The organism is Flavobacterium sp. GNP002, assembly GCF_054343795.1.
On record NZ_JBTGUW010000001.1, the window covers coordinates 1,214,349 to 1,235,321 of the forward strand.

Consider the following 20,973-nt stretch of genomic DNA (forward strand, 5'->3'; position numbering starts at 1 on the left):
CTAAAACCTCTGAAAATTCTTTATAAAAGAACTAAAGATTACATTTTTAACAATATTTATAGAATTTTTTAGTTTAAACCTGTTAAGTTTGTAAAAACAAGCTTTGTAATCATTTGAAATATAGGTCTTTGATCGTAAAAATATGAATATAAAAAATACCACCCTATCGTTTTTTCTATTAGCATCCGTGCATTTATTTTCGCAAGAAACAGTTGTAAATAAAGACGTTGTAAAAGTAGAAACAAAATTATCCTATTTAGATTCCATCAAGAAAACCTTCATAAAAGATGACTTAGCATCTTGTGTTGACAGTTTGTGGATGAAAGAATTAACAAACCTAGATTTATACAACAACCTGTCGGATGATATTAAGAACATTAATATTGACCAAATAGTCGATTATGAATTGCCTACTGCCCTTTTGAAAGAAAGATTGGCGGCAATGGATGCCAAATCACCTTTCAATATCGAATACAATCAAGGTCTGGAAAATATCATTAAATCATTTTTAAAGTACAGAAAAAAATCTTTTGAGCGCTTGATGGGCACATCAGAATATTATTTTCCGCTTTTTGAAGAAGCTTTGGCGAAACAAAATGTTCCTTTGGAGATAAAATATTTGGCTATTGTGGAATCGGCTTTGAATCCAAAAGCAGTTTCTAAAATGGGTGCCACAGGACTTTGGCAATTTATGTATCAAACCGGAAAACAGTATGGTTTGAAAATCGATTCTTATGTTGATGAGCGTAGTGATCCATTGAGAGCCAGTGAAGCCGCAGCACAATACATGACAAATATGTATAAAATATTTGGCGATTGGGATTTAGTTTTGGCGTCTTATAATTCTGGTCCGGGTAATGTTGCAAAAGCCATTAGACGTTCCGGAGGGCAACAAAACTATTGGAACATTAGAAAAAATCTTCCTAAAGAAACACAAGGATACGTACCCGCTTTTCTTGCTACAATGTACATTTATGAATACCATAAAGAACACGGAATTGTTCCTAACAGAGCATCAGTGAAGCATTTTGCCACAGATACTATTATGATCAAGAAGCAAATGACGTTCAAGCAAATATCAGATTTATTAGATGTTCCTGTGGCACAATTGCAGGTTTTGAATCCGTCATACAAGCTAAATGTGATTCCGTTTTATCATGATGAAAATCATTATTTGAGGTTGCCACAAGAAAAAATTGCCGTTTTTGCGTCTAATGAAGCTCAGATTTATGCTTACACTCAATATGAATCAGACAAACGTGAAAAGCCATTTCAGATTGAAAAAGCCCTGGCTGTAAAGGACACTGCGAATTACACGATTCAGAAGATTGCACTGCCAAAAACAGCGTATTATAAAGTAAAACGCGGAGATAATCTGACTATGATTGCCAGTAAATATGACGTTGATGTTTCAGACATAAAAAAATGGAATAAACTTAAAAGTAATGCTTTGGCTTATGGAAAAAGTTTAAAAATAGTTATTGGTGCTGATTTGACAACTCTAAAGAAGGAACCTAAAATGGAATTGGTCCCATCAGAGAAAATTTCGAGCAATCAAAGAATAGTTGCTTCTGAAGTGAAAGCCAATAAGGATGAAAAAACTAAAAAAACAACGCAACAAGAACCGATAATATCTAATGCATCTGCATTTTATGTGGTTCAAAAAGGAGATAATTTAGGAAGTATTGCTAAGAAATATGATGTTACTATTGCGGAAATCCAAGAATGGAATCACCTTTCCAATGATAATGTGCAATTAGGAGCTTCATTGCAAGTTGTAAAAAAAGAGTTTGACCGTAAAGAAGAATTAGTTTCAGCTCCAGAGCGAAAAGACATTGAATATGTTGTTTTACAAGGAGATAATTTAGGGAATATCGCTAAGAAATTTGGCGCATCATTAACGGATTTAAAACAATGGAATAATTTACAGGACAATACGATTGGCGTAGGCGCCACTTTGATTGTTGCCAAAGATGAAATTGTGATTAATACCAATAAAGCAACCGTAAGTTCGTTTAAGAAAAAAACGAATATCACCGATTCTTCTAAGAAAGAAGCGATTGATTACTATGTTAAAAAAGGAGATTCCTTGTATAGTATTTCTAAAAAATATCCAGGAGTAACCATTTCTGACTTAAAAAAATGGAACGGTATTCGCAATGAAGAACTCAAGCCTGGAATGAAGTTAAAAATAAACGGATAATACGATAAACTTCTATAAATTTGGGTTTTATTTTATAATTGAATAGCAATGAATAAAGCCCATTTTTTATTTCTTCTGATTTCTCTGATGTTGTTTTCCTGTAAAAAGGAAAATGAATCTTTGCCGCGAAAAACTTCGGGGAAAATCAATACTATTTCAGTTATTATTGACGATCAGTTATGGAATGGTGATGTAGGAGACAGCATTCGAAACAAGTTTGCATCTCCGGTAATTGGATTACCACAGGAAGAACCACTTTTCAACATCAATCAATATCCTGTTAAACTTTTGGAAGGTTTTATGACTGATACCAGAGCGATTATTGTGGTAAAGAAAGGCGATATAAACAAATTTGAGATTGTAAAAGATCAATATGCATCCCCTCAGAATGTATTTCATATTTCCGGTAAAACAAGTGCAGATATTATAGCAAGCATTGAAAAAAATGCGCCCAAAATGATTCAGCTAATCAAGCAGGCAGAAATAGCTGAAACACAGAAGATCAACAGTCAATCCCATATTGACCCTAAGGTAATTTCGAATAAATTCCACATCACATTGCAGGTTCCTTCCGGTTATGCATACGTGCTTCACAAAAGTAATTTTATGTGGTTAAAAAAGGAAATTATCGGTGGAAACACGAGTCTTTTAATTTATCAGGTTCCTTTAAGCTCGATAAAAAAAGATGGGGATTTAATCTCCAGTATTATAAAAATGAGAGATTCCATTGGGAAATTATACATCAGCGGAACCGAACCTAAAACTACTATGATTACAGAGGAGGCCTATGCGCCATACCTTTCTAAGATTACTCTTGACGATAAGGAAACCTTTGAAACGAAGGGAACTTGGGAGTTAAATAATGATTTCATGTCGGGTCCTTTTATCAATTATGCCATTATCGATAAGGAATACAATCGAATACTGGTTTTAGAAGGTTTTTGTTATGCGCCGTCTAAAGAAAAACGCGATCTGATGCATGAATTGGAATCTATTATAAAATCAGTAGATGTATTGAAAAGATAATCTTATTTTCTTTTATTTGTACAATACAAAAAACATAAAAAGAGGCACGATGTTACAATGGAAAATTAAGGCGTTTGACGCACTAACGGTTCACGAACTATATGATTTGTTGCAATTAAGAAGTGAGATCTTCGTAGTGGAGCAAAATTGCGTTTATCTTGATCTTGACGGGAAAGATAAGGTAGCGTTACATCTCATAGGTGAATTTGACGGTAAAATTGTGGCTCATTCCAGATTATTCAAGCCCGGAATCAGTTTTGACAATGCTTCTATCGGAAGGGTAACTGTCGATGCTAATTATCGCGACAGAAAATGGGGGCATGACTTAATGCGAGAATCAATTACCGGAATCGCTCATCATTTTGGCGAAAGTAAAATCACCATTGGAGCACAGTTGTATCTAAAAAAATTCTATGAAAGCCATGGATTTGTACAAACCAGTGAAATGTATCTGGAAGATGATATTCCACATATTGAGATGAAAAGAGAGTAATTAAATTTTCACAATAAGAAATTCGACTCTTCGGTCTAGTTCTTCTCCTAAACCCGTAGGAAATTTATTTCCACACCCTGTGTATTTCATTCTAAGGCTGTTTATACCTTTAGACATGAGGTATTTGTACACATTTTTGGCTCGATTCAAAGAAAGTTTTCTTTCGTGGCTGTCTTTATCGATGGCATCATCGTAATAGCTTGGAGTGCAACATACATGTCCTTTAATCTCGAATTGTATGTTCTTTTGTTTTTGCAAAATTTTTGAAATTTTGTCTAATTCCATTTTGGATTGTTCCGTTAATTTGCTGCTTCCCAAAGGAAATAAAATAGTTTCTAGATAAACTCTGTCACCAACTTTATGATTGTCCTGAAAAGAGTTATAAATTCCTTTTCCAAAACTGTTTTTCTTTACAATTAGTAAATCAACACGCCTATTTTTGGAACGGATTTCCGTTAAATTATCAAAAGCATCATTTGTTAAAATCACCCGCCCTTTCCCTTCGATAATAACAATTTTGTTTTTATTAAAACCATTAGAAGTCAGGATATCTTGAACTGTTTTTACTCTGTTGTCTGATAATTTATAATTGTAATCATTATCCCCTCTATCGTCACAATACCCATAAATCTGAATGGATTCGACTTTTGCAGTATCGACTGTTTTTATAAAATTGACTATAACTTGTACTTGATGGTTATCAAGGTTGTATTTATCAAATTCAAAATATACGGTTTCTGCGGTTTTAATCTGAGCGGTTAAATAACTAAAAAAAAACAAAAAGATTAGACTAAATAAGTTCTTCATTATATTTTTAAAATAGTCTTATACTCAGAGTTGTTGTTCAAAATGCTCACTGCTTTCTTAATCTCCGAATTGTTTTTTATGTAATATTGATACAATCCTTCTTGGTATTGATAACGTTTAATGATTTCATCCAAAATCAGATTTTTAATTTCTTTTTGGTTTTTATCTAATAAAGCATTCTCACTTTTCTGAAGTGCAGTAAGCAATTGTTGGTATTCTACAAGGATGGATTCCTCTATTTTTTCTTTTTTGGCTACAGCCAAAGTGTTTTTCAAAGCGAGTTCCGTTTCGGTATCAAAAGAAAATTTTTGCACTTTTAAAAACTGTTTAAAATCTATAAAATCCGCATCAGTAACGGTAGGAATGCGATTTCCTAAATCGGGATTTTTATAATAATAGCTGGTTACGTAATTAAAAATTCCATCATTTTTTATCAAGGCATCCGTTATTGGACTTGATTTTGCTTCTTCCAGTTCCACATCGGGTTGAATGCCACCGCCATCATAAACCGTCCTTCCTTTTCTGGTTTTAAAAGCATTGAAGTTCTTCTCTTCTGTTTTTATCGCCTTTCCATTTTTGTCTTTTCGGGTGTAATCTAATGCTTGTATGCATCTTCCAGACGGCGTGTAATAGCGAGAAATTGTTACTTTTAGTTGTGTTCCGAAAGTTAAATCTACAGGTCTTTGTACCAATCCTTTTCCAAAACTACGGCTACCTACGACCACTGCACGATCTAAATCCTGCAATGCGCCAGCTACAATTTCTGAAGCAGAAGCACTTCTGCCATTGACAATAATAATCAAAGGGATTTCAGTGTCTACAGGATCTTTGCTTGTTTTATAGGTGCTGTTGTGTTTTTCTATTTTTGATTTTGTAGTAACAATAATCTCGTTTTTCGGAACAAATAAATTACAGATATTCACTGCTTCATTCAAAAGCCCGCCCGGATTGTCTCTTAAATCCAATATAATTCGTTCCGCACCGTCTTTTTTTAATTGTTCCAATGCTTCTTTGGTTTCAAATGACGCTTTTTTGTTAAAATGAGACAATACAATATATCCGGTTTTATCGTCTATTTTTGCAAAAAACGGAACCGATTTAATTTCGACTTCGTCCAGAATAATTTGAGTGGTGCTCATTTTCCCTTGTCGGATGTATTTAATGTCGATTTTAGTGTTTTTAGTACCTTTAAAAAGCTGTGAAGCATCTTCTTTAAAATCGGATAATAATACATCGCCTATTTGAGTAATTTCGTCACCCGCTTTAAGACCGGCTTTATCCGCAGGGAAGTTTTTATAGGCTTCCTTGACGATTAATTTATCTTCTTTTCGAGTCAATAAAGCGCCTATTCCGGTATATTCTCCAGTGTTGTTTATCTTGAATCGCACCACATCCTGTTCGTTGAAATAAACGGTGTAAGGGTCTAAATTAGCCAGCATTCCTTTGATGGCTTTATCCATTAGTTCCGCAGGATTCGTTTCATCGACATAATTTCGGTTCAATTCCTTGAAAAGAGTAGTGAATATCTCGATTTGCTTGGCAATTTCAAAAAAATCATCTTTGAAACTGGCACCAATAAACAGAAATGCCGAAGCAACAACGGGAATTATGAATTTTTTTTTGAAGAAGTTCATAGTTTTAATTAACTAAATTTGAGGCCACTAAAATAACAATAAATCATCAAATAATTAGGCAGGACTAAATCTAAACGCAACTTTGTTTAATTAGAATATATCAAATGTTTAAATTTCAGAAATAGAATCGCTTTCTGATGCTGGTTTTTTAATGTTTTGAGCAATAAACTTCTCAAATAATTGAATGGTTTTGGTATTAATTTCCTCGTACGTCAATCGGTCTTTAGTTTGATAAAAAAACATAAAGGAATACGGTTGGTCCAGATTGTCAATCAATAGGTGTTTATTCAAACGATAGGTTTCGCGCAGTACCCGCTTGAAGTAATTGCGGTCTACGGCTTTCTTAAAATTTTTTTTGGAAACAGAAACGCCCATTTTTATTTTTTCACTCGCGTCAAAAGAACCGGCTTTATACACCAATCGCAACGGATATTTAGATACTGATTTTCCTTCGGTAAATAATAATCCAATGGTTATTTTGCTTTTTAGCTTTTCGTTTTTTGGGTAAGTGAAGTTCATTTTAATATAAAAAAGACATAGATTTTGACTGGCAAAGTTACGATTAAACGTTGAGCCAGTATATTGTTTCGGATTTAAATACCGCTAAAAATATATTCCTTACTTTTGTGACAAATTTTTAAAGCATGCAAAAACTGATTTCGTATCCCATTTCCGTAATTTATTATTTGTGTTTCGGTCTTACATTGGTTATTTTTCACCCAATACAATGGGTTTGTTTCCATGTTTTTGGCTATCAAGCCCATAAAAAAAGTGTGGATTATTTGAATTTTTTCTTGTTGAAATGCACGAATCTTTTAGGAACTACATACAAATTTGAAAATATGGAGTGCATTCCTAAAGATGTACCATTAATTTTTGTGTCCAATCATCAAAGTATGTACGATATTATTGCGATGATTTGGTTTTTCCGCCGTTTTCATTGTAAATTTGTCAGTAAAATAGAATTAGGAAGCGGTATTCCAAGTGTTTCTTTTAATTTACGTCATGGAGGCTCTGTTCTTATTGACCGAAAAGATCCCAAACAAGCCATTCCGGCCATCAAAGGTTTAGCAGAATATATTGAAAAACACAATCGTTCGGCAGTTATTTTTCCGGAAGGAACCCGAAGCAAGACGGGAAAACCAAAAGAGTTCTCGCAAACTGGTCTTAAAATTTTATGCAAGAACGCACCATCGGCATATGTGGTTCCAGTAAGTATAAACAACTCTTGGAAAATAGTTAAATACGGGTTTTTCCCATTAGGTTTAGGAAATCGCCTTACCTTTGTTGTACATAAACCTTTAGCGGTTAAGGATTATGATTTTGCTGATTTAATGGAGAAAACAGAAACAGCAGTAGTTCAAGGAATAAAAATTTAATTTATATATAATGTCAATAAAAAACATTCGATTAGAAGTAATGCAGTTTTTGGAAAAAAACGTAGACAGCTTTGTCGATCAGTATCTAATTCCAGTGGAGAAAATATGGCAACCAACTGATTTTTTGCCTAATTCCCAAAGCGATACTTTTTTTGATGAGGTCAAAGAATTACGCGAAATTGCAAAAGAATTACCGTATGATTTCTGGGTAACTTTAGTAGGTGATACCATTACTGAGGAAGCTTTACCAACTTACGAATCCTGGTTAATGGACGTAGAAGGAATTGATAATGTAGAAAGAAACGGTTGGTCTAAATGGATCAGACAATGGACTGGTGAGGAAAATCGTCACGGTGATTTACTGAACAAGTATTTGTATTTATCAGGTCGTGTAAACATGCGCGAAGTTGAAATGACAACGCAACACTTGATCAACGACGGTTTTGATATTGGAACCGGAAGAGATCCATACAAAAATTTTGTGTATACCAGTTTCCAGGAATTAGCAACGTATGTGTCTCATAACAGAGTAGCGCAAATGGCTAAGAAATACGGGGATAACAAATTGTCTAAAATGTGCAAAATGATTGCTGGTGATGAGATGCGTCATCATCATGCATACAGCGAATTTGTAAACCGAATTTTCCAGATTGATCCAAGTGAAATGATGCTTGCGTTTCAATACATGATGAAAGCAAAAATCGTTATGCCGGCACATTTCTTGAGAGAATCCGGTGAAAAAATAAGCACTGCTTTCGAACAGTTTTCTGATTCGGCACAAAGAATTGGGGTTTATACTGCAGCGGATTATGTGGATATTATGCAAAAATTAATTGACAAATGGGAAATTGATAAGATTTCCGGTTTGACAGATGAAGCAGAAAAAGCCCGTGATTATTTGATGAAATTACCAGGAAGAATGGCAAAAATTTCAGAGAGATTAGTCATTCCACAAGAATCACATATCTTCAAATGGGTTGAGCCAGCTTTAGTACGATAGATTTCTGAATTCTAAATAAAGAATAAAAATGTTGGATTTTGAAGTTGGAGAACTTTGAAATTCAACATTTTTTTTAAAATATAATAAACAATGACAAACCCTGATTTAATAAACAAAACGATTCTTTTTGTAAAAGAAAAATTAGAAAATGCCGAAGGCGGACACGACTGGTTCCATATCGAAAGAGTGTTTAAAAATGCTGTTCTGATTTCAAAAAATGAAGTTTGTGACGTTACGGTTGTGAAACTTGGGGCTTTGCTTCATGATGTTGCTGACAGTAAGTTTCATGATGGTGATGAAACCGTAGGTCCAAGAATTGCTCGAGAATTTTTAGAATCAGAAAACGTTGATGAAGAGATCATCATGCATGTGGTAAATATCATTGAAAACATCTCATATAAAGGCGGTAATTTCGAAAAGAAATTCTCATCGATAGAATTAGATGTGGTTCAGGATGCAGACCGTTTAGATGCGATTGGCGCTATTGGAATCGCTAGAACATTCAATTACGGCGGATTTAAAAATAGAGCGCTATATGACCCTAATATCGCCCCAAATTCCAGTATGACAAAGGAAGAATACAAAAAGAATGATTCTCCAACGCTCAATCATTTTTACGAGAAGTTATTGCTCTTAAAAGATAAGATGAATACCCAAACCGGAAAACAAATTGCACAAGAAAGACATCATTATATGGAAGGATTTCTGGCGCAGTTTTATGCGGAATGGGAAGGGGAAAAGTAATATTTTTGATTGTGAAGACGCACGATAGTAGAGACGCACTGCAGTGCGTCTCTACAATGCAAATTGTTTTTTAAATTCCTTTTTCTTTCATCTCCAGAATAACATCCGAAGCGTTTTTAAAAGTGGGCGCTTGCTCAATAATGGTTCCCACTCTTTTTTTATTGAGTTTAAAGGTGATATCATTCTCCGTTGTAAATAGCAGCGCTGTCAAAAAAGGATTATTCATATACGGAGCCAATATAATAAAAGCTTCATCAAGGGTATGAAAACTTTCTACTTCTTCGGTTTTGTAGCGCGCCGTAACCGAAAGACTAAATACGTCATTTTCCAATAAAACGGGACGCACATAAATATTTTTCAGTTCCGTATCACCAATGGTTTTGGCAAGCGTAAGTTTAGCGTAGGTATGGTTTTCGATACTTTCTTTTACCTTTTCCCAGAAAAGTACAAATACAGGTTGGAAGGACATATGTTGATTTTTAGATGATGTGTTATATTCCGAAACGGGTCTGTAAAATTAAGTGTTGTAAACCAAACAATCTCTTTTAAGGAAAGATTATTTTAAATGATAATCACTTATAAACAAAAAAGAGAACCAATGTGGCTCTCTTTTGTTATTATTTTCCAGTAAAAACTGCTTTTCTTTTCTCTAAGAAAGCCGTTGTTCCTTCTTTAAAATCTTCGGTTCCAAAGCATTTTCCAAAGGCTTTTATTTCGGCTTCATACCCATTTTTTCCTTCTTTGAAATTAGCATTGACTGCTTTTATGGCTTTACCAATAGCATATGGAGAGTTCTTCATTATTTTATTCGCCACACTCACACAATAATCTAAAAGTTCGGCTTCTGGAACTACGTGATTTACCAATCCAGTTCTGTAGGCGTCTTGTGCCGTTACCATTCCTGCGGTCATAATCATTTCCATCGCACGCCCTTTTCCTATTAACTGTGGCAAACGCTGTGTTCCTCCGTAACCCGGAATTACGCCCAGTGAAACTTCAGGCAATCCCATTTTTGCATTTTCTGAAGCGACTCTAAAATGACACGCCATCGCTAATTCTAATCCGCCACCCAATGCAAAACCATTTACGGCTGCAATTACTGGAGTTTTTAAATTCTCTATGAAATCAAATAATTTTTCTTGCCCTTCTGCCGCTAATTGCGTTCCTTCTTCAATTGAGAAATGAGCAAATTCAGAGATGTCAGCACCGGCTACAAACGCTTTTTCACCGCTCCCAGTTAAAATAATAACACGAATTTCATCATTTTTTCCTAAGTTTTTAAACGCTTTGTTCAAATCTGAAATAGTAGCAACATTCAACGCATTTAGTTTTGTAGGACGATTAATGGTAATCGTAGCAATGTTATTTTCGGTTGTAATTAAAAGATTTTCGTAGTTCATAATTGTAATTTTAAGAGTTAATTATTGGAAGTGAAACCGTAAAAGTAGTTCCTTTTCCAAATTCAGTTTCAAAGGTAATCGTTCCTTTATAATTTTCGATTATGTTTTTTATTATTCCAAGACCAAGTCCCATTCCGCTGCTTTTAGTGGTAAATTTAGGTTCGAATATACGGTCAATGTCTTTTGGCTGAATACCAATTCCGTTATCTGCAACAGTAATTAGAACGTTGTTTGATTCTTTCTTTACGGATACAATAATGGACTTGTTTTCCTGCTGTTCCGGAATGGACTGAATGGCATTCTTCGCTAAATTTGTGATAATTCGAATGAGTTGTGTTCGGTCAATTTTCGAAATAATTTCGGGAGAATCACTGTGAAATTCAATGTATTCTTCGTTGAAAATATCCATGGCGAGTTCTACGACTTCCACCACATTCAAGGTTTCATTTTGCTGTGCCGGCATCGATGCAAAATTTGAAAAAGCAGAAGCTACCGCACTCATGGTATCAATTTGTTGAATCAACGTTTCGGAGTAATCGTTCATTTTCTGCTTTACATTGGGATCAGTCGGGTCAAATTTTCGCTGAAAACTCTGTACCGTTAGTCGCATTGGCGTAAGTGGATTCTTGATTTCGTGCGCCACCTGTTTCGCCATTTCGCGCCAAGCTTCTTCACGTTCGCTTTGTGCTAGTTTGATGGCACTTTTCTCGAGTTCATCCACCATTCCGTTGTATGCCTTTATTAAAAGATTAATTTCTTTGCTACTGGCTTCCAAAACAATTTTTTCGTTTTTTTGATTCAAACTCGTTTCGCTTAACTTATCTGAGATTGTTTTTAAGGATTTAGTGATGTAAGAAGAGAGAAAATAGGCTAGTGCAAACGCGACGATAAGCATAAAGGAATACACTTGTCCCAGTCGAATAAGAAAGCTTTTAAGCTCGTTTTCATAATAGCCATCGTCTTCTACATAAGGTAGGTTTAAGATTCCTAATGGTTTAAATTTGTCGTCTTTAATTTGGCTGAAAGCAGAACGATTCTTTTTGCCATCAATAGTTTTAATGTCCACGTATCTTTTTTCAATCGAAGAGCGAACCAGTTTTAAAATGTATTTGGGAATTGGCGGGGCTACTTTATCAACAGAAAATGATTCTTTGGAAGACTTTAGCAACTTTCCGTCCAGACTGTAAATGTTAATTTCAATACTGTGGATTTGAGCTAATTCGTGTATTTTATCTTTGAAAATTAAATCTAAATTTTCATTTGTTAAAGGATATGTCGTGGTCGAAAGCACATAATTGATGTGTTCTTTTATCGCATCTTCTTTTCGTTCTAAACGCTCTTGGTGGTATTCTTTGGCTTCGTTTTTAAACTGAATAATAGAAATGGAAGCCAATAAAACCGAAGCCATTACTATCAATACAATCATCGAAAGGAAAATCCTGATTCGTAATGATAGCATTGATATTTTGAAGCTTTTAAACATATTAAGATTGATTTCTTTCTCTAATTTTTTTATAAAATTTAAACCCAAGCATTATCAAAATGGAAAATAAGAAAATCCCAATCACGCCATAAATCCAGTTGACCGCATTTTTTAAAATTACTAAAAAAACCACTGCAAAAAGTATAATCGTTGCGCCTTCGTTCCACAACCGCATGAAAGTAGTGGTGTATTTTACCTCGTCATTTTGCAATTGCTTGAATATTTGTTGGCATTTGGCATGGTATAAATACAACACAAATACGAAGCCAAGTTTTACATGCATCCACGGCATTTTTAACCACGCTTGCCCTAAATCTGTGAAAAACAGCATCCAAAAAGCAAAAATACTGGCTAAAACTGCTGAAGGCCAAGTGATAATATACCACAAGCGATAGGTCATTATTTTGTACTGTTTTTGTAAAATTTCTTTCTCTGGCGAAGGTTTTTGAGCAGCCTCTATTTGGTAAACAAATAAGCGAACAATGTAAAATAATCCTGCAAACCATGTGATTACAAAGATGAGGTGTAAGGATTTAAGGTAATTATAGTATTCCATCGTTAGTTTGAATCAGTTTTGTATTCATTTCTTTTTTTAGAAAATAGCCAGTTAATAGCGTTGATAAAATATCCGCGATTGGGAATGCAATCCACACGCCAAAAATACCTAAAAAATTTGGTAGAATCAGCACTAGCGGAATTAGGAAAAATCCTTGTTTGCTTAGCGTCAAAAGCAAAGCTTTTTTTGCGTTTCCAGCAGCTTGAAAATAGGCTGCGCCAATCAGTTGAACGGCAATAATTGGCGAAGCCGCAAAAACCCAGCGCAACGCTTCCGGAGTTTGGTCGATTACAAGTGGGTCAGTTGTGAAAACAGCAACAATAGGTTTAGCAAAAATTAGAATTATCACAAAAATCAGCGAGGCTAGAATTGCTGCATATTTTATTGAAAGCAGTACACTTTCTTTTACTCTTGAATAATTTCCCGCGCCATAATTGAATCCGGCAATTGGTAGGAATCCCTGCGTAATTCCCAGAATTGGAAACAAGGCAAACATCAACATTCGGCTGATAATTCCATAAATAGCAACAGAATGTTCTCCTCCATACGTGTATAAAGTATGATTCAAGATTATGGATAAAATACTCACGACTCCTTGTCTCGAAAACGTGACAAAACTCAATTCGGTTATTTCCTTTACAATGGGAATGTTGAATTTAAAATGTCTTGTTTTTAATTTTAGTTCGCTTTTAAAAACAAAAAACCAAAGCACAAACAAAAAGCAAGTAAAATAGGATATGGCGGTTGCTAGAGCAGCGCCAAACATTCCTAAATCTAAGTATTTGATAAAAAGTATGTCCAAGGCAATATTGACAAATGCAGGGATAATCATGGCGACCATTGCAAATTTTGCCTTGCCTTCTGCACGAATCACGTTATTGCCCATCATGCAAAGTGCCAAAAATGGTACACTAATAATTATGGGAATAAAAAATTCTTTGGCGGGTTCCACAATAGCTCCTTTAGCACCAAAAAGCATTAGCATTTCGTCACTAAAAAAAAGACCAAATACCACAAAAACTGATGCCAATAAAAAAGTCATCATTATTTGATTACCAAAGGTATGCAATGCTTTTTCTTTGTGATTGGCTCCCAATGCTCTGGAAAGTACTGAGCCTCCGCCCACACCAATCGCCATTCCCAAAGAAGAAATCAAAAAGGTTATGGGCAAAACTACGGTTACCGCCGCAATGGCCAAAGAACCAATCCATTGACCCACAAATATGGTGTCAATTAAAATATTAACCGACATGAATAAAATCCCAATAGAAGACGGAACTGCTTGTTTTATCAAGAGTTTTTTGATGTCCTGAGTTCCTAACTCATCGGCGGTAACAGCCATTTAAGCATTAATTTTTTCAGAGTCAACTTTAACGGTTGAAGAGGCGTTTGACCAATTTGAAATCCAGTTACTCACGGTTTTACACCAGTCATCACCGTCATTTAAACATGGAATTGCTTTGAAGTTTTCTCCTCCGTGAACTTTAAATTCATGATTGGCTTCCATGGCAATTTCTTCCAAAGTTTCCAAACAATCAGATACAAAAGCAGGTGTTACAACAGCAAGATTTTTAATTCCTTTTTCGGGCATTTTGTTTACTTCAACATCCGTGTAAGGGGTCAACCATTTGTCACCCGCTAGTCGCGATTGAAAAGTCTGGCTGTATTTTCCTTCTGGGATTCCCAGTAATTTTACCACTTGTTTGGTCGTTTCGTAACATTGGTGACGGTAACAAAATTCATGGGCCGGCGAAGGCGTGTTGCAACAAGAACCATCAATTTTACAATGTGATTTCGTAATATCCGTCTTGCGTATGTGACGCTCCGGGATTCCGTGGTATGAGAATAATAAATGATCGTAATCAAAACCTTCTAAATGCCCTTTGATAGAATCAGCCAGGTTTTGTAAATAATCAGGTTTGTTATAAAAAGCAGGAACAATCGTAAATTTCATTTCTGGGAAATATTTTTTACGGTGTTCTTCAGCTAATTCTAGTATAGTAGTCGTAGACGCCATCGCATGTTGTGGGTACAAAGGGAAAAGCAGCACTTCGGTTACGCCTTTGTCATGCAGTTCTTGTAGACCAGATAATAAAGACGGATTTCCGTAACGCATGGCTAAGGAAACGGGAACGTCAACTAATTTTTGTACTTTTTCGTGCATTCTTTTGGAAATAACAACCAATGGAGAACCTTCGTCCCACCATATTTTCGCGTAAGCTGCAGCTGATTTTTTAGGTCTTGTTTGTAAAATTATTCCACGAACTAGTAATGCTCGCAATAAAAACGGAACATCAATTACGTATTTGTCCATTAAAAATTCATCTAAATATGGTTTTACATCTTTAGCAGTTGGACTTTCCGGAGAACCTAAATTAACTAATAATACACCTTTCATGTTGTCTTTTTTTGTTGGTACAAAAGTAATTAAACTTACTTTTTTATAAATTGCGATTAACTATTTTTTATTTATTGTTTAATATAAGAAATCAATTGTTTACGGCATATTTGGGTTGATTGACATCAAATATTTTTTGGGCGTAGTGGCAAATTTCTTTTTGAATGCCGCTATGAAATGACTTCCGGTGCTGTACCCAATTTTCAGTCCTACTTCATTTACGTTATAGGAACCGCTGTCGAGTAATTTTCGGGCAAAATCCATTTTGTAGTCAAATAGAAAACCATAAACCGTATCGCCATAAATTTGTTTGAAACCCATTTTTAGTTTCTTTAAATTCAAGCCTATTTCATCTGCTAATTCCTGTAATCCTGGTGGTTCGGCCATGTTGGCAATGATGATTTCTTTGGCTTTTCTAATTTTCATTACATTTTCCTCGTCTATTAAAAACGGACATTGTTCTGCGTTTGGATCTTCGGTTCTATTGAAATACAAGCTCAATAATTCGTATCCTTTTCCTTTGTAATACAGGTTTTTAATCGACGGATGCAAGCTATAATGGAACAGTTGCGATAAAACAATTGCCATCGATGGACTGATGTTTCCTTCGTTATAATATTTTTTGTCTTTATTATCGGCACTTAAAAAAGTAATATAGTCCGCTTCTGTTGAAAATAAAGCATGAAACTTCTTTATCGATATAATCACAGAAATCACCCAGGAATTTGGGGCTAATTCCAAATTTAAAGGCAATTCCTTTTGTGGGTTGTATAAAAGCAACGATTTTTCCTCTTTCAGTTCCAAAGCATAATTCCCTTGATTAAAGATGAATTTGGCGCTTCCTTTTAATCCAAAATGAAACTGAATCAGGCCACTGCTGACTTCACGTTGGGCGTTAAAATTTTCGATACCGTCATTTTGAAAACGGATAAGCGTAAAGTCATCTTCAATTTTTATAATTTCCTGAGAACCCATAGCGATATTTTTTTAATATGAAAATCATAATTATCAAACCTTTTTATTTAGAACAACTCTAAATAACTTAATTCAAATGACTTGAATTCATTACAAAAATAGATTTTTTTACCATAAAATAAGCCATTAGAATTAAAAAATCACGAAGCGATACAAAAAGAACTTCTAGCGTTACTTTTATAAAAACTATAATGATAATTTTGTTCCACTTTCTTGAAAAGTGCAAATATGGAAAACAATAACACATCAAAGCATCACTATTTTTACGCAGTTGGATTGAGCTATAAAAAAGCAGATGCTGAGATTAGAGGTAAGTTTAGTTTAGACGCTGCTGCAAAAACGCGTTTGCTGGAACAAGCTAAGAATGAAGGAATAGAAAGTTTAATAGTTACTTCTACCTGCAACCGTACTGAAATTTACGGTTATGCGGAACATCCCTTTCAATTAATCAAATTAATTTGCGAGAATAGTCAAGGCTCTGTTGAAGCGTTTCAAAAGGTAGGTTTTGTCTATAAAAATCAAGAAGCCATCAGCCACATGTTTCGTGTAGGAACTGGTTTAGACAGTCAGATTCTGGGTGATTTTGAAATTATCGCACAAATAAGAAATTCCTTTTCACAGTCAAAATCGTTGGGTTTAGCCAATGCTTTTATGGAAAGATTGGTGAATGCCGTTATCCAAGCCAGTAAAAAAATAAAAACAGATACAGAAATTAGTTCTGGCGCTACTTCGGTTTCATTTGCCGCAGTTCGTTATATTATTAACAATGTGCAAGACATTGGGAACAAAAACATTCTTTTGTTTGGTACCGGAAAAATTGGTAGAAATACATGTGAAAATTTAGTAAAACATACTAAAAACGAACATATTACCTTAATCAACAGAACCAAAGAGAAAGCAGAGAAATTAGCCGGAAAATTGAATTTAATCGTAAAAGATTATTCTGAACTGCATTTGGAACTACAAAAAGCAGATGTTGTTGTGGTAGCAACCGGTGCACAAAATCCAACTATTGACAAAGCAATTCTGAATTTGAAAAAACCAATGTTAATTTTGGATTTATCAATTCCGAAAAACGTGCATGAAAACGTGGAAGAAATTGAAGGTGTTACGTTAATTCACATGGATTATTTGTCACAACTAACAGACGAGACTTTAGAAAACAGAAAAAAACACATTCCTGCTGCTGAAGCCATCATTGAAGAAATAAAAGAGGAATTTATAACTTGGACTAAAGGCAGAAAATTTGCACCGACAATCAATGCTTTAAAAGCGAAATTGAATGCAATAAAAACATCCGAATTAGATTTCCAAAGTAGAAAGATTTCAAATTTCAATGAAGAGCAAGCGGAGATTATCAGCAACAGAATTATCCAAAAAATAACGACTCATTTCGCTAATCATTTGAAAGATGATGATACCATGGTAGATGAAAGTATTGAATGGATTGAAAAAGTTTTCAAAATAGGAGCGACTACAAGATAATGAGCAAAACAATACGAATAGGAACTCGCGATAGCGAACTCGCGCTTTGGCAAGCCCATACCGTCGAAAAAAAGCTAAATGATTTAGGCTATAAAACCGAAATTTTAGCGGTAAAATCACAAGGAGATATCATCCTTGACAAACCACTTTACGAATTAGGAATCACAGGAATTTTTACTAAAACGCTAGATATTGCCATGATAAATGGTGATGTTGATATTGCGGTACATTCCATGAAAGATGTTCCTACGGCTTTGCCAATAGGGATTGTTCAGGCAGCAGTTTTGGAAAGAGCGAATACCTTGGATATTTTGGTACACAAAGGAAACCTTAATTTTCTTAGTGGAGAAGGAACAATTGCCACAGGAAGTTTGCGTCGTCAGGCACAATGGCTCAACAAATATCCCAATCACAAAGTAGTGGATTTACGTGGAAACGTGAATACAAGAATGCAGAAATTGCAGGAAAGCGATTGGAACGGAGCTGTTTTTGCAGCAGCAGGATTAGAGAGAATCAACTTGAAACCTTCTAATTATATCGATTTGGATTGGATGATTCCAGCGCCGGCTCAAGGTGCTATGGTTGTTGTTGCTATGGCAAATGATGAATTTTGCAGACAAGCGCTAAACGAACTTAACGATATTGATACTGAAGTTTGTACACATATTGAAAGACAGTTTTTAAAAACCCTCGAAGGCGGTTGTACGGCACCAATTGGCGCTTTAGCAGTTTTTGTAGAAGATGATATTTTGTTTAAAGGTGTTCTGTTTTCTATCGATGGAAAGCAAAAAATAGAAATCGAAAAAACCGTTCCGATGCAAGAATGGAAGAAATTAGGCTTTTATTGCGCCAAAGAAATTTTAGAAAATGGCGGAGCAGAATTGATGACAGCAATTAAAATTAATTTGAAGAAATAATGAGCCAAACAAGCATTTTATCCACCAAAACATTGTCGGCAGAACAAAGACAAGTATTTCTTGATGCTAATTTTGATCTTTTAGAACAGGATTTCATCGAAATCAAAAACAACCTTTTTGAACTGAAAACAATCAACAACAACTTGATTTTTAGTAGCCAAAATGCTGTTTTAAGTTTGATAGAACAAAACGGTTGGGAAGTTTTAAAGACGAAACCTGTTTTTTGCGTAGGCATTAGAACCAAAGAATTACTAGAGTCGCATGGATTTACAGTTGATGTTTATTTAGATTATGCATCTGAATTAGCTGAAATAATCACTTTAATTTACAATAAGGAAAGCTATACTTTTTTGAGCGGAAATTTGCGTAAAGAAACGTTACCACAAGCACTAAAAAGCGCAGGAATAACTTTTAACGAAATTGAAGTGTATCAAACCAAGTTAGCACCTTTTAAAATATCCGACCAAGAAAAATTTGACGGAATTCTATTTTTTAGCCCATCTGGCGTTGAAAGTTATTTGACAAATAATAAAATAAAGAACGAAGTATGTTTTTGCATAGGTACCACTACAGCATCAGCATTAGAAACAAAGAAAATTAAAAACATAGTAATTGCCGAAACGCCAACTATCGAAGAGGTGATTGAGGAAGTTATTGAATATTATAAAACGGAAAGCATCTAGCAATCTGCTAAAATTTAAATACATGATTAAGAACGACCTATTTTTAAGAGCACTAAAAGGAGAAACAGTACAACGTCCACCAGTTTGGATGATGCGTCAAGCCGGAAGATATTTGCCGGAATTCATCGCTTTGCGTGATAAATATGATTTTTTCACCCGTTGTCAAACTCCAGAATTAGCTGCTGAAATCACTGTACAACCCATTAGAAGAATTGCTCCGGATGCTGCGATTTTGTTTTCGGATATATTAGTAATTCCACAAGCAATGGGGATTGATGTGGAGATGAAACCTAATTTTGGTCCGTATTTACCAAATCCTATTCGTACGATTCAGGATGTGGAGAAGGTAATCGTTCCAGATGTAAATGAAACATTAGGTTACGTTTTTGACGCTATCAAATTGACTAAAGAAATGTTGAATGATGAGGTGCCGTTAATTGGTTTCGCAGGTTCTCCTTGGACAATTATGTGTTATGCAGTAGAAGGGAAAGGTTCTAAAAGTTTTGATATGGCTAAAGGATTTTGTTTCCAACATCCAGAAGCAGCGCATGTTTTATTGCAAAAAATTACAGACACTACCATTTTATATTTAAAAGAAAAAGTAAAAGCGGGAGTAAATGCCGTTCAAATTTTTGACTCTTGGGGCGGAATGTTGTCTCCAGTAGATTATCAGGAATTCTCTTGGAAATACATCAACCAAATCATTGAAGCCTTGGCAGATGATGCACCGGTAATTGTTTTTGGAAAAGGATGTTGGTTTGCGTTGGGCGAAATGGGGAAAAGTAGAGCTTCAGCACTAGGTGTTGACTGGACTTGTTCTCCAAGAAATGCAAGATACTTGTCTGGTGGAAACATCACATTACAAGGGAATTTTGATCCATCTAGATTGTTATCTCCAATTCCGGTAATCAAGAAAATGGTACACGAAATGATTGACGAATTCGGAAAAGACAAATACATCGTGAATTTAGGTCACGGAATTTTACCAAATATTCCTGTGGATCACGCAAAAGCGTTTATTGATGCAGTGAAGGAGTATAATCAGTAATATTTATTTTACTATATTTCCTGCAAGGTTTCTTTTGAACCTTGTAGGTGTTTTTTAAAATTTTGCTGACATGGGTTATACCTACAAGGTTAAAAAACCTTGCAGGATCAACTTAAAATGTATAATATGAAATTAGAAGTTTTAGAAAAAGATTGCTATTATCATATTTACAATAAAGGAATTAATGGTGCTCCTATTTTCGAAAATGATGAAAATAAAATTTTCTTTTTAAAACAACTTTCAAAATATTTATTGGGTAAAATCTCAATATTTGGATATTGCTTAATGGATAATCATTTTCATTTAATTATCCGATTAAATGAAGATGAGAAAATAGTGACACAGGCATTTTCTAATTTTTTTAATTCTTATGCTAAAGCTTTTAATAAACATATAGACAGAACCGGAAGCTTATTTGAAAAACATTTTAAGAGGATAAAGCTAAACGATGAAAATTATTTAAAACAATTGATACTATATGTGCATTTGAATCCGAAGCATCATTTAGATTTAAAATTTCAGGATTATAAGTATTTTTCCTATCAAGCTTTTATTTCAAATAAAGAAACAAAAATAGAGAAAGAAGAAGTGTTGAAGCTGTTTGGAGGTATAGAAAATTTCGTTTTTTGTCACAATCAAAAAAATGATTTTTTAACTGAAAAATACACATTTGAGTAATATTGTTGCAATCTTGTAAGGTTTTTTTAACCTTACAGCTAAGTTAGATTAGGAATATCATCAC

The 20,973-nt window shown here is 34.6% G+C and carries 21 protein-coding genes; 11 read left to right on the forward strand and 10 right to left on the reverse strand.

Annotated features, from left to right (window positions below):
* Positions 1-142: 142 nt before the first annotated feature.
* The 3 genes from ACXX80_RS05475 to ACXX80_RS05485 are packed head-to-tail and all read left to right on the forward strand — an operon-like array spanning position 143 to position 3,722.
* Positions 143-2,203: a LysM peptidoglycan-binding domain-containing protein gene (locus ACXX80_RS05475; RefSeq protein WP_458552335.1), complete on the forward strand. Its 2,061-nt coding sequence runs from the start codon at positions 143-145 to the stop codon at positions 2,201-2,203.
* A 48-nt stretch (positions 2,204-2,251) separates the two neighbouring features.
* Entirely contained in the window at positions 2,252-3,229 is a 978-nt protein-coding gene (locus tag ACXX80_RS05480) for a DUF4837 family protein (protein WP_458552336.1), read from the forward strand.
* A 49-nt stretch (positions 3,230-3,278) separates the two neighbouring features.
* Complete coding sequence (locus ACXX80_RS05485; protein WP_417990803.1) at positions 3,279-3,722, forward strand: GNAT family N-acetyltransferase; 444 nt, start codon at positions 3,279-3,281, stop codon at positions 3,720-3,722.
* Here ACXX80_RS05485 and ACXX80_RS05490 read toward each other — a convergent pair whose 3' ends face one another.
* The 3 genes from ACXX80_RS05490 to rnpA all read right to left on the reverse strand — a co-directional run bounded on the left by ACXX80_RS05490 (position 3,723) and on the right by rnpA (position 6,682).
* Positions 3,723-4,529, reverse strand: a complete 807-nt coding sequence (locus tag ACXX80_RS05490) for an OmpA family protein (protein WP_458552337.1) — start codon at positions 4,527-4,529, stop codon at positions 3,723-3,725.
* Positions 4,529-6,163 carry a S41 family peptidase gene (locus tag ACXX80_RS05495; RefSeq protein ID WP_458552338.1) on the reverse strand — a complete coding sequence of 545 codons (1,635 nt, stop codon included), beginning with the start codon at positions 6,161-6,163 and terminating at the stop codon, positions 4,529-4,531. The genes ACXX80_RS05490 and ACXX80_RS05495 overlap by 1 nt, the downstream gene beginning before the upstream one ends.
* A 108-nt stretch (positions 6,164-6,271) precedes the next feature.
* Positions 6,272-6,682, reverse strand: coding sequence for a ribonuclease P protein component (gene rnpA / locus ACXX80_RS05500; RefSeq protein ID WP_417962276.1), 411 nt, complete (start codon positions 6,680-6,682; stop codon positions 6,272-6,274).
* A 125-nt stretch (positions 6,683-6,807) separates the two neighbouring features.
* Here rnpA and ACXX80_RS05505 point away from each other — a divergent pair, with 125 nt between their 5' ends.
* The 3 genes from ACXX80_RS05505 to ACXX80_RS05515 all read left to right on the forward strand — a co-directional run bounded on the left by ACXX80_RS05505 (position 6,808) and on the right by ACXX80_RS05515 (position 9,286).
* Positions 6,808-7,542, forward strand: coding sequence for a lysophospholipid acyltransferase family protein (locus ACXX80_RS05505; protein WP_458552339.1), 735 nt, complete (start codon positions 6,808-6,810; stop codon positions 7,540-7,542).
* A gap of 10 nt (positions 7,543-7,552) precedes the next feature.
* A complete protein-coding gene (locus ACXX80_RS05510) occupies positions 7,553-8,542 on the forward strand; it encodes an acyl-ACP desaturase (RefSeq protein WP_113664670.1) in 990 nt (329 codons plus the stop codon).
* 90 nt (positions 8,543-8,632) lie between these two features.
* A complete protein-coding gene (locus ACXX80_RS05515; protein WP_458552340.1) occupies positions 8,633-9,286 on the forward strand; it encodes an HD domain-containing protein in 654 nt (217 codons plus the stop codon).
* Between the two features lie 70 nt (positions 9,287-9,356).
* Here ACXX80_RS05515 and ACXX80_RS05520 read toward each other — a convergent pair whose 3' ends face one another.
* The 7 genes from ACXX80_RS05520 to ACXX80_RS05550 all read right to left on the reverse strand — a co-directional run bounded on the left by ACXX80_RS05520 (position 9,357) and on the right by ACXX80_RS05550 (position 16,098).
* Positions 9,357-9,755 carry a hypothetical protein gene (locus ACXX80_RS05520; protein WP_315205576.1) on the reverse strand — a complete coding sequence of 133 codons (399 nt, stop codon included), beginning with the start codon at positions 9,753-9,755 and terminating at the stop codon, positions 9,357-9,359.
* A 148-nt stretch (positions 9,756-9,903) separates the two neighbouring features.
* On the reverse strand, positions 9,904-10,686 hold the full coding sequence (locus tag ACXX80_RS05525; RefSeq protein WP_417950960.1) for an enoyl-CoA hydratase/isomerase family protein: 783 nt from the start codon (positions 10,684-10,686) through the stop codon (positions 9,904-9,906).
* 10 nt (positions 10,687-10,696) lie between these two features.
* On the reverse strand, positions 10,697-12,112 hold the full coding sequence (locus ACXX80_RS05530; protein WP_315206214.1) for an ATP-binding protein: 1,416 nt from the start codon (positions 12,110-12,112) through the stop codon (positions 10,697-10,699).
* 58 nt (positions 12,113-12,170) lie between these two features.
* The gene (locus tag ACXX80_RS05535; protein ID WP_417950961.1) at positions 12,171-12,725 is read right to left on the reverse strand and encodes a CopD family protein; all 555 of its coding nucleotides are present in this window, start codon (positions 12,723-12,725) and stop codon (positions 12,171-12,173) included.
* Positions 12,712-14,067 carry an MATE family efflux transporter gene (locus ACXX80_RS05540; RefSeq protein WP_458552341.1) on the reverse strand — a complete coding sequence of 452 codons (1,356 nt, stop codon included), beginning with the start codon at positions 14,065-14,067 and terminating at the stop codon, positions 12,712-12,714. Before ACXX80_RS05540 ends, ACXX80_RS05535 begins: the two co-directional genes overlap by 14 nt.
* Positions 14,068-15,123, reverse strand: a complete 1,056-nt coding sequence (gene hemH, locus ACXX80_RS05545) for a ferrochelatase (protein WP_315205564.1) — start codon at positions 15,121-15,123, stop codon at positions 14,068-14,070.
* A 99-nt stretch (positions 15,124-15,222) separates the two neighbouring features.
* Positions 15,223-16,098, reverse strand: coding sequence for a helix-turn-helix domain-containing protein (locus ACXX80_RS05550; protein ID WP_315205562.1), 876 nt, complete (start codon positions 16,096-16,098; stop codon positions 15,223-15,225).
* Positions 16,099-16,326: 228 nt separating this feature from the next.
* Between ACXX80_RS05550 and hemA the strand changes: the two genes are divergently transcribed.
* The 5 genes from hemA to ACXX80_RS05575 all read left to right on the forward strand — a co-directional run bounded on the left by hemA (position 16,327) and on the right by ACXX80_RS05575 (position 20,909).
* Positions 16,327-17,583, forward strand: coding sequence for a glutamyl-tRNA reductase (gene hemA / locus ACXX80_RS05555; RefSeq protein ID WP_315205559.1), 1,257 nt, complete (start codon positions 16,327-16,329; stop codon positions 17,581-17,583).
* Positions 17,580-18,500 carry a hydroxymethylbilane synthase gene (gene hemC / locus ACXX80_RS05560; protein WP_458554078.1) on the forward strand — a complete coding sequence of 307 codons (921 nt, stop codon included), beginning with the start codon at positions 17,580-17,582 and terminating at the stop codon, positions 18,498-18,500. Before hemA ends, hemC begins: the two co-directional genes overlap by 4 nt.
* The gene (locus ACXX80_RS05565) at positions 18,500-19,183 is read left to right on the forward strand and encodes a uroporphyrinogen-III synthase (protein WP_458552342.1); all 684 of its coding nucleotides are present in this window, start codon (positions 18,500-18,502) and stop codon (positions 19,181-19,183) included. Before hemC ends, ACXX80_RS05565 begins: the two co-directional genes overlap by 1 nt.
* 22 nt (positions 19,184-19,205) lie before the next feature.
* Complete coding sequence (hemE, locus tag ACXX80_RS05570) at positions 19,206-20,231, forward strand: uroporphyrinogen decarboxylase (protein WP_458552343.1); 1,026 nt, start codon at positions 19,206-19,208, stop codon at positions 20,229-20,231.
* Positions 20,232-20,357: 126 nt separating this feature from the next.
* A complete protein-coding gene (locus ACXX80_RS05575; protein WP_458552344.1) occupies positions 20,358-20,909 on the forward strand; it encodes a transposase in 552 nt (183 codons plus the stop codon).
* Positions 20,910-20,973 lie beyond the last annotated feature (64 nt).

Coding starts and splice junctions, on each gene's coding strand:
- ACXX80_RS05475 (WP_458552335.1), top strand. CDS start 143: ATGAATATAAAAAATACCACCCTATCGTTTTTTCTATTAGCATCCGTG.
- ACXX80_RS05480 (WP_458552336.1), top strand. CDS start 2,252: ATGAATAAAGCCCATTTTTTATTTCTTCTGATTTCTCTGATGTTGTTT.
- ACXX80_RS05485 (WP_417990803.1), top strand. CDS start 3,279: ATGTTACAATGGAAAATTAAGGCGTTTGACGCACTAACGGTTCACGAA.
- ACXX80_RS05490 (WP_458552337.1), bottom strand. CDS start 4,529: ATGAAGAACTTATTTAGTCTAATCTTTTTGTTTTTTTTTAGTTATTTA.
- ACXX80_RS05495 (WP_458552338.1), bottom strand. CDS start 6,163: ATGAACTTCTTCAAAAAAAAATTCATAATTCCCGTTGTTGCTTCGGCA.
- rnpA (WP_417962276.1), bottom strand. CDS start 6,682: ATGAACTTCACTTACCCAAAAAACGAAAAGCTAAAAAGCAAAATAACC.
- ACXX80_RS05505 (WP_458552339.1), top strand. CDS start 6,808: ATGCAAAAACTGATTTCGTATCCCATTTCCGTAATTTATTATTTGTGT.
- ACXX80_RS05510 (WP_113664670.1), top strand. CDS start 7,553: ATGTCAATAAAAAACATTCGATTAGAAGTAATGCAGTTTTTGGAAAAA.
- ACXX80_RS05515 (WP_458552340.1), top strand. CDS start 8,633: ATGACAAACCCTGATTTAATAAACAAAACGATTCTTTTTGTAAAAGAA.
- ACXX80_RS05520 (WP_315205576.1), bottom strand. CDS start 9,755: ATGTCCTTCCAACCTGTATTTGTACTTTTCTGGGAAAAGGTAAAAGAA.
- ACXX80_RS05525 (WP_417950960.1), bottom strand. CDS start 10,686: ATGAACTACGAAAATCTTTTAATTACAACCGAAAATAACATTGCTACG.
- ACXX80_RS05530 (WP_315206214.1), bottom strand. CDS start 12,112: ATGATTGTATTGATAGTAATGGCTTCGGTTTTATTGGCTTCCATTTCT.
- ACXX80_RS05535 (WP_417950961.1), bottom strand. CDS start 12,725: ATGGAATACTATAATTACCTTAAATCCTTACACCTCATCTTTGTAATC.
- ACXX80_RS05540 (WP_458552341.1), bottom strand. CDS start 14,067: ATGGCTGTTACCGCCGATGAGTTAGGAACTCAGGACATCAAAAAACTC.
- hemH (WP_315205564.1), bottom strand. CDS start 15,123: ATGAAAGGTGTATTATTAGTTAATTTAGGTTCTCCGGAAAGTCCAACT.
- ACXX80_RS05550 (WP_315205562.1), bottom strand. CDS start 16,098: ATGGGTTCTCAGGAAATTATAAAAATTGAAGATGACTTTACGCTTATC.
- hemA (WP_315205559.1), top strand. CDS start 16,327: ATGGAAAACAATAACACATCAAAGCATCACTATTTTTACGCAGTTGGA.
- ACXX80_RS05565 (WP_458552342.1), top strand. CDS start 18,500: ATGAGCCAAACAAGCATTTTATCCACCAAAACATTGTCGGCAGAACAA.
- hemE (WP_458552343.1), top strand. CDS start 19,206: ATGATTAAGAACGACCTATTTTTAAGAGCACTAAAAGGAGAAACAGTA.
- ACXX80_RS05575 (WP_458552344.1), top strand. CDS start 20,358: ATGAAATTAGAAGTTTTAGAAAAAGATTGCTATTATCATATTTACAAT.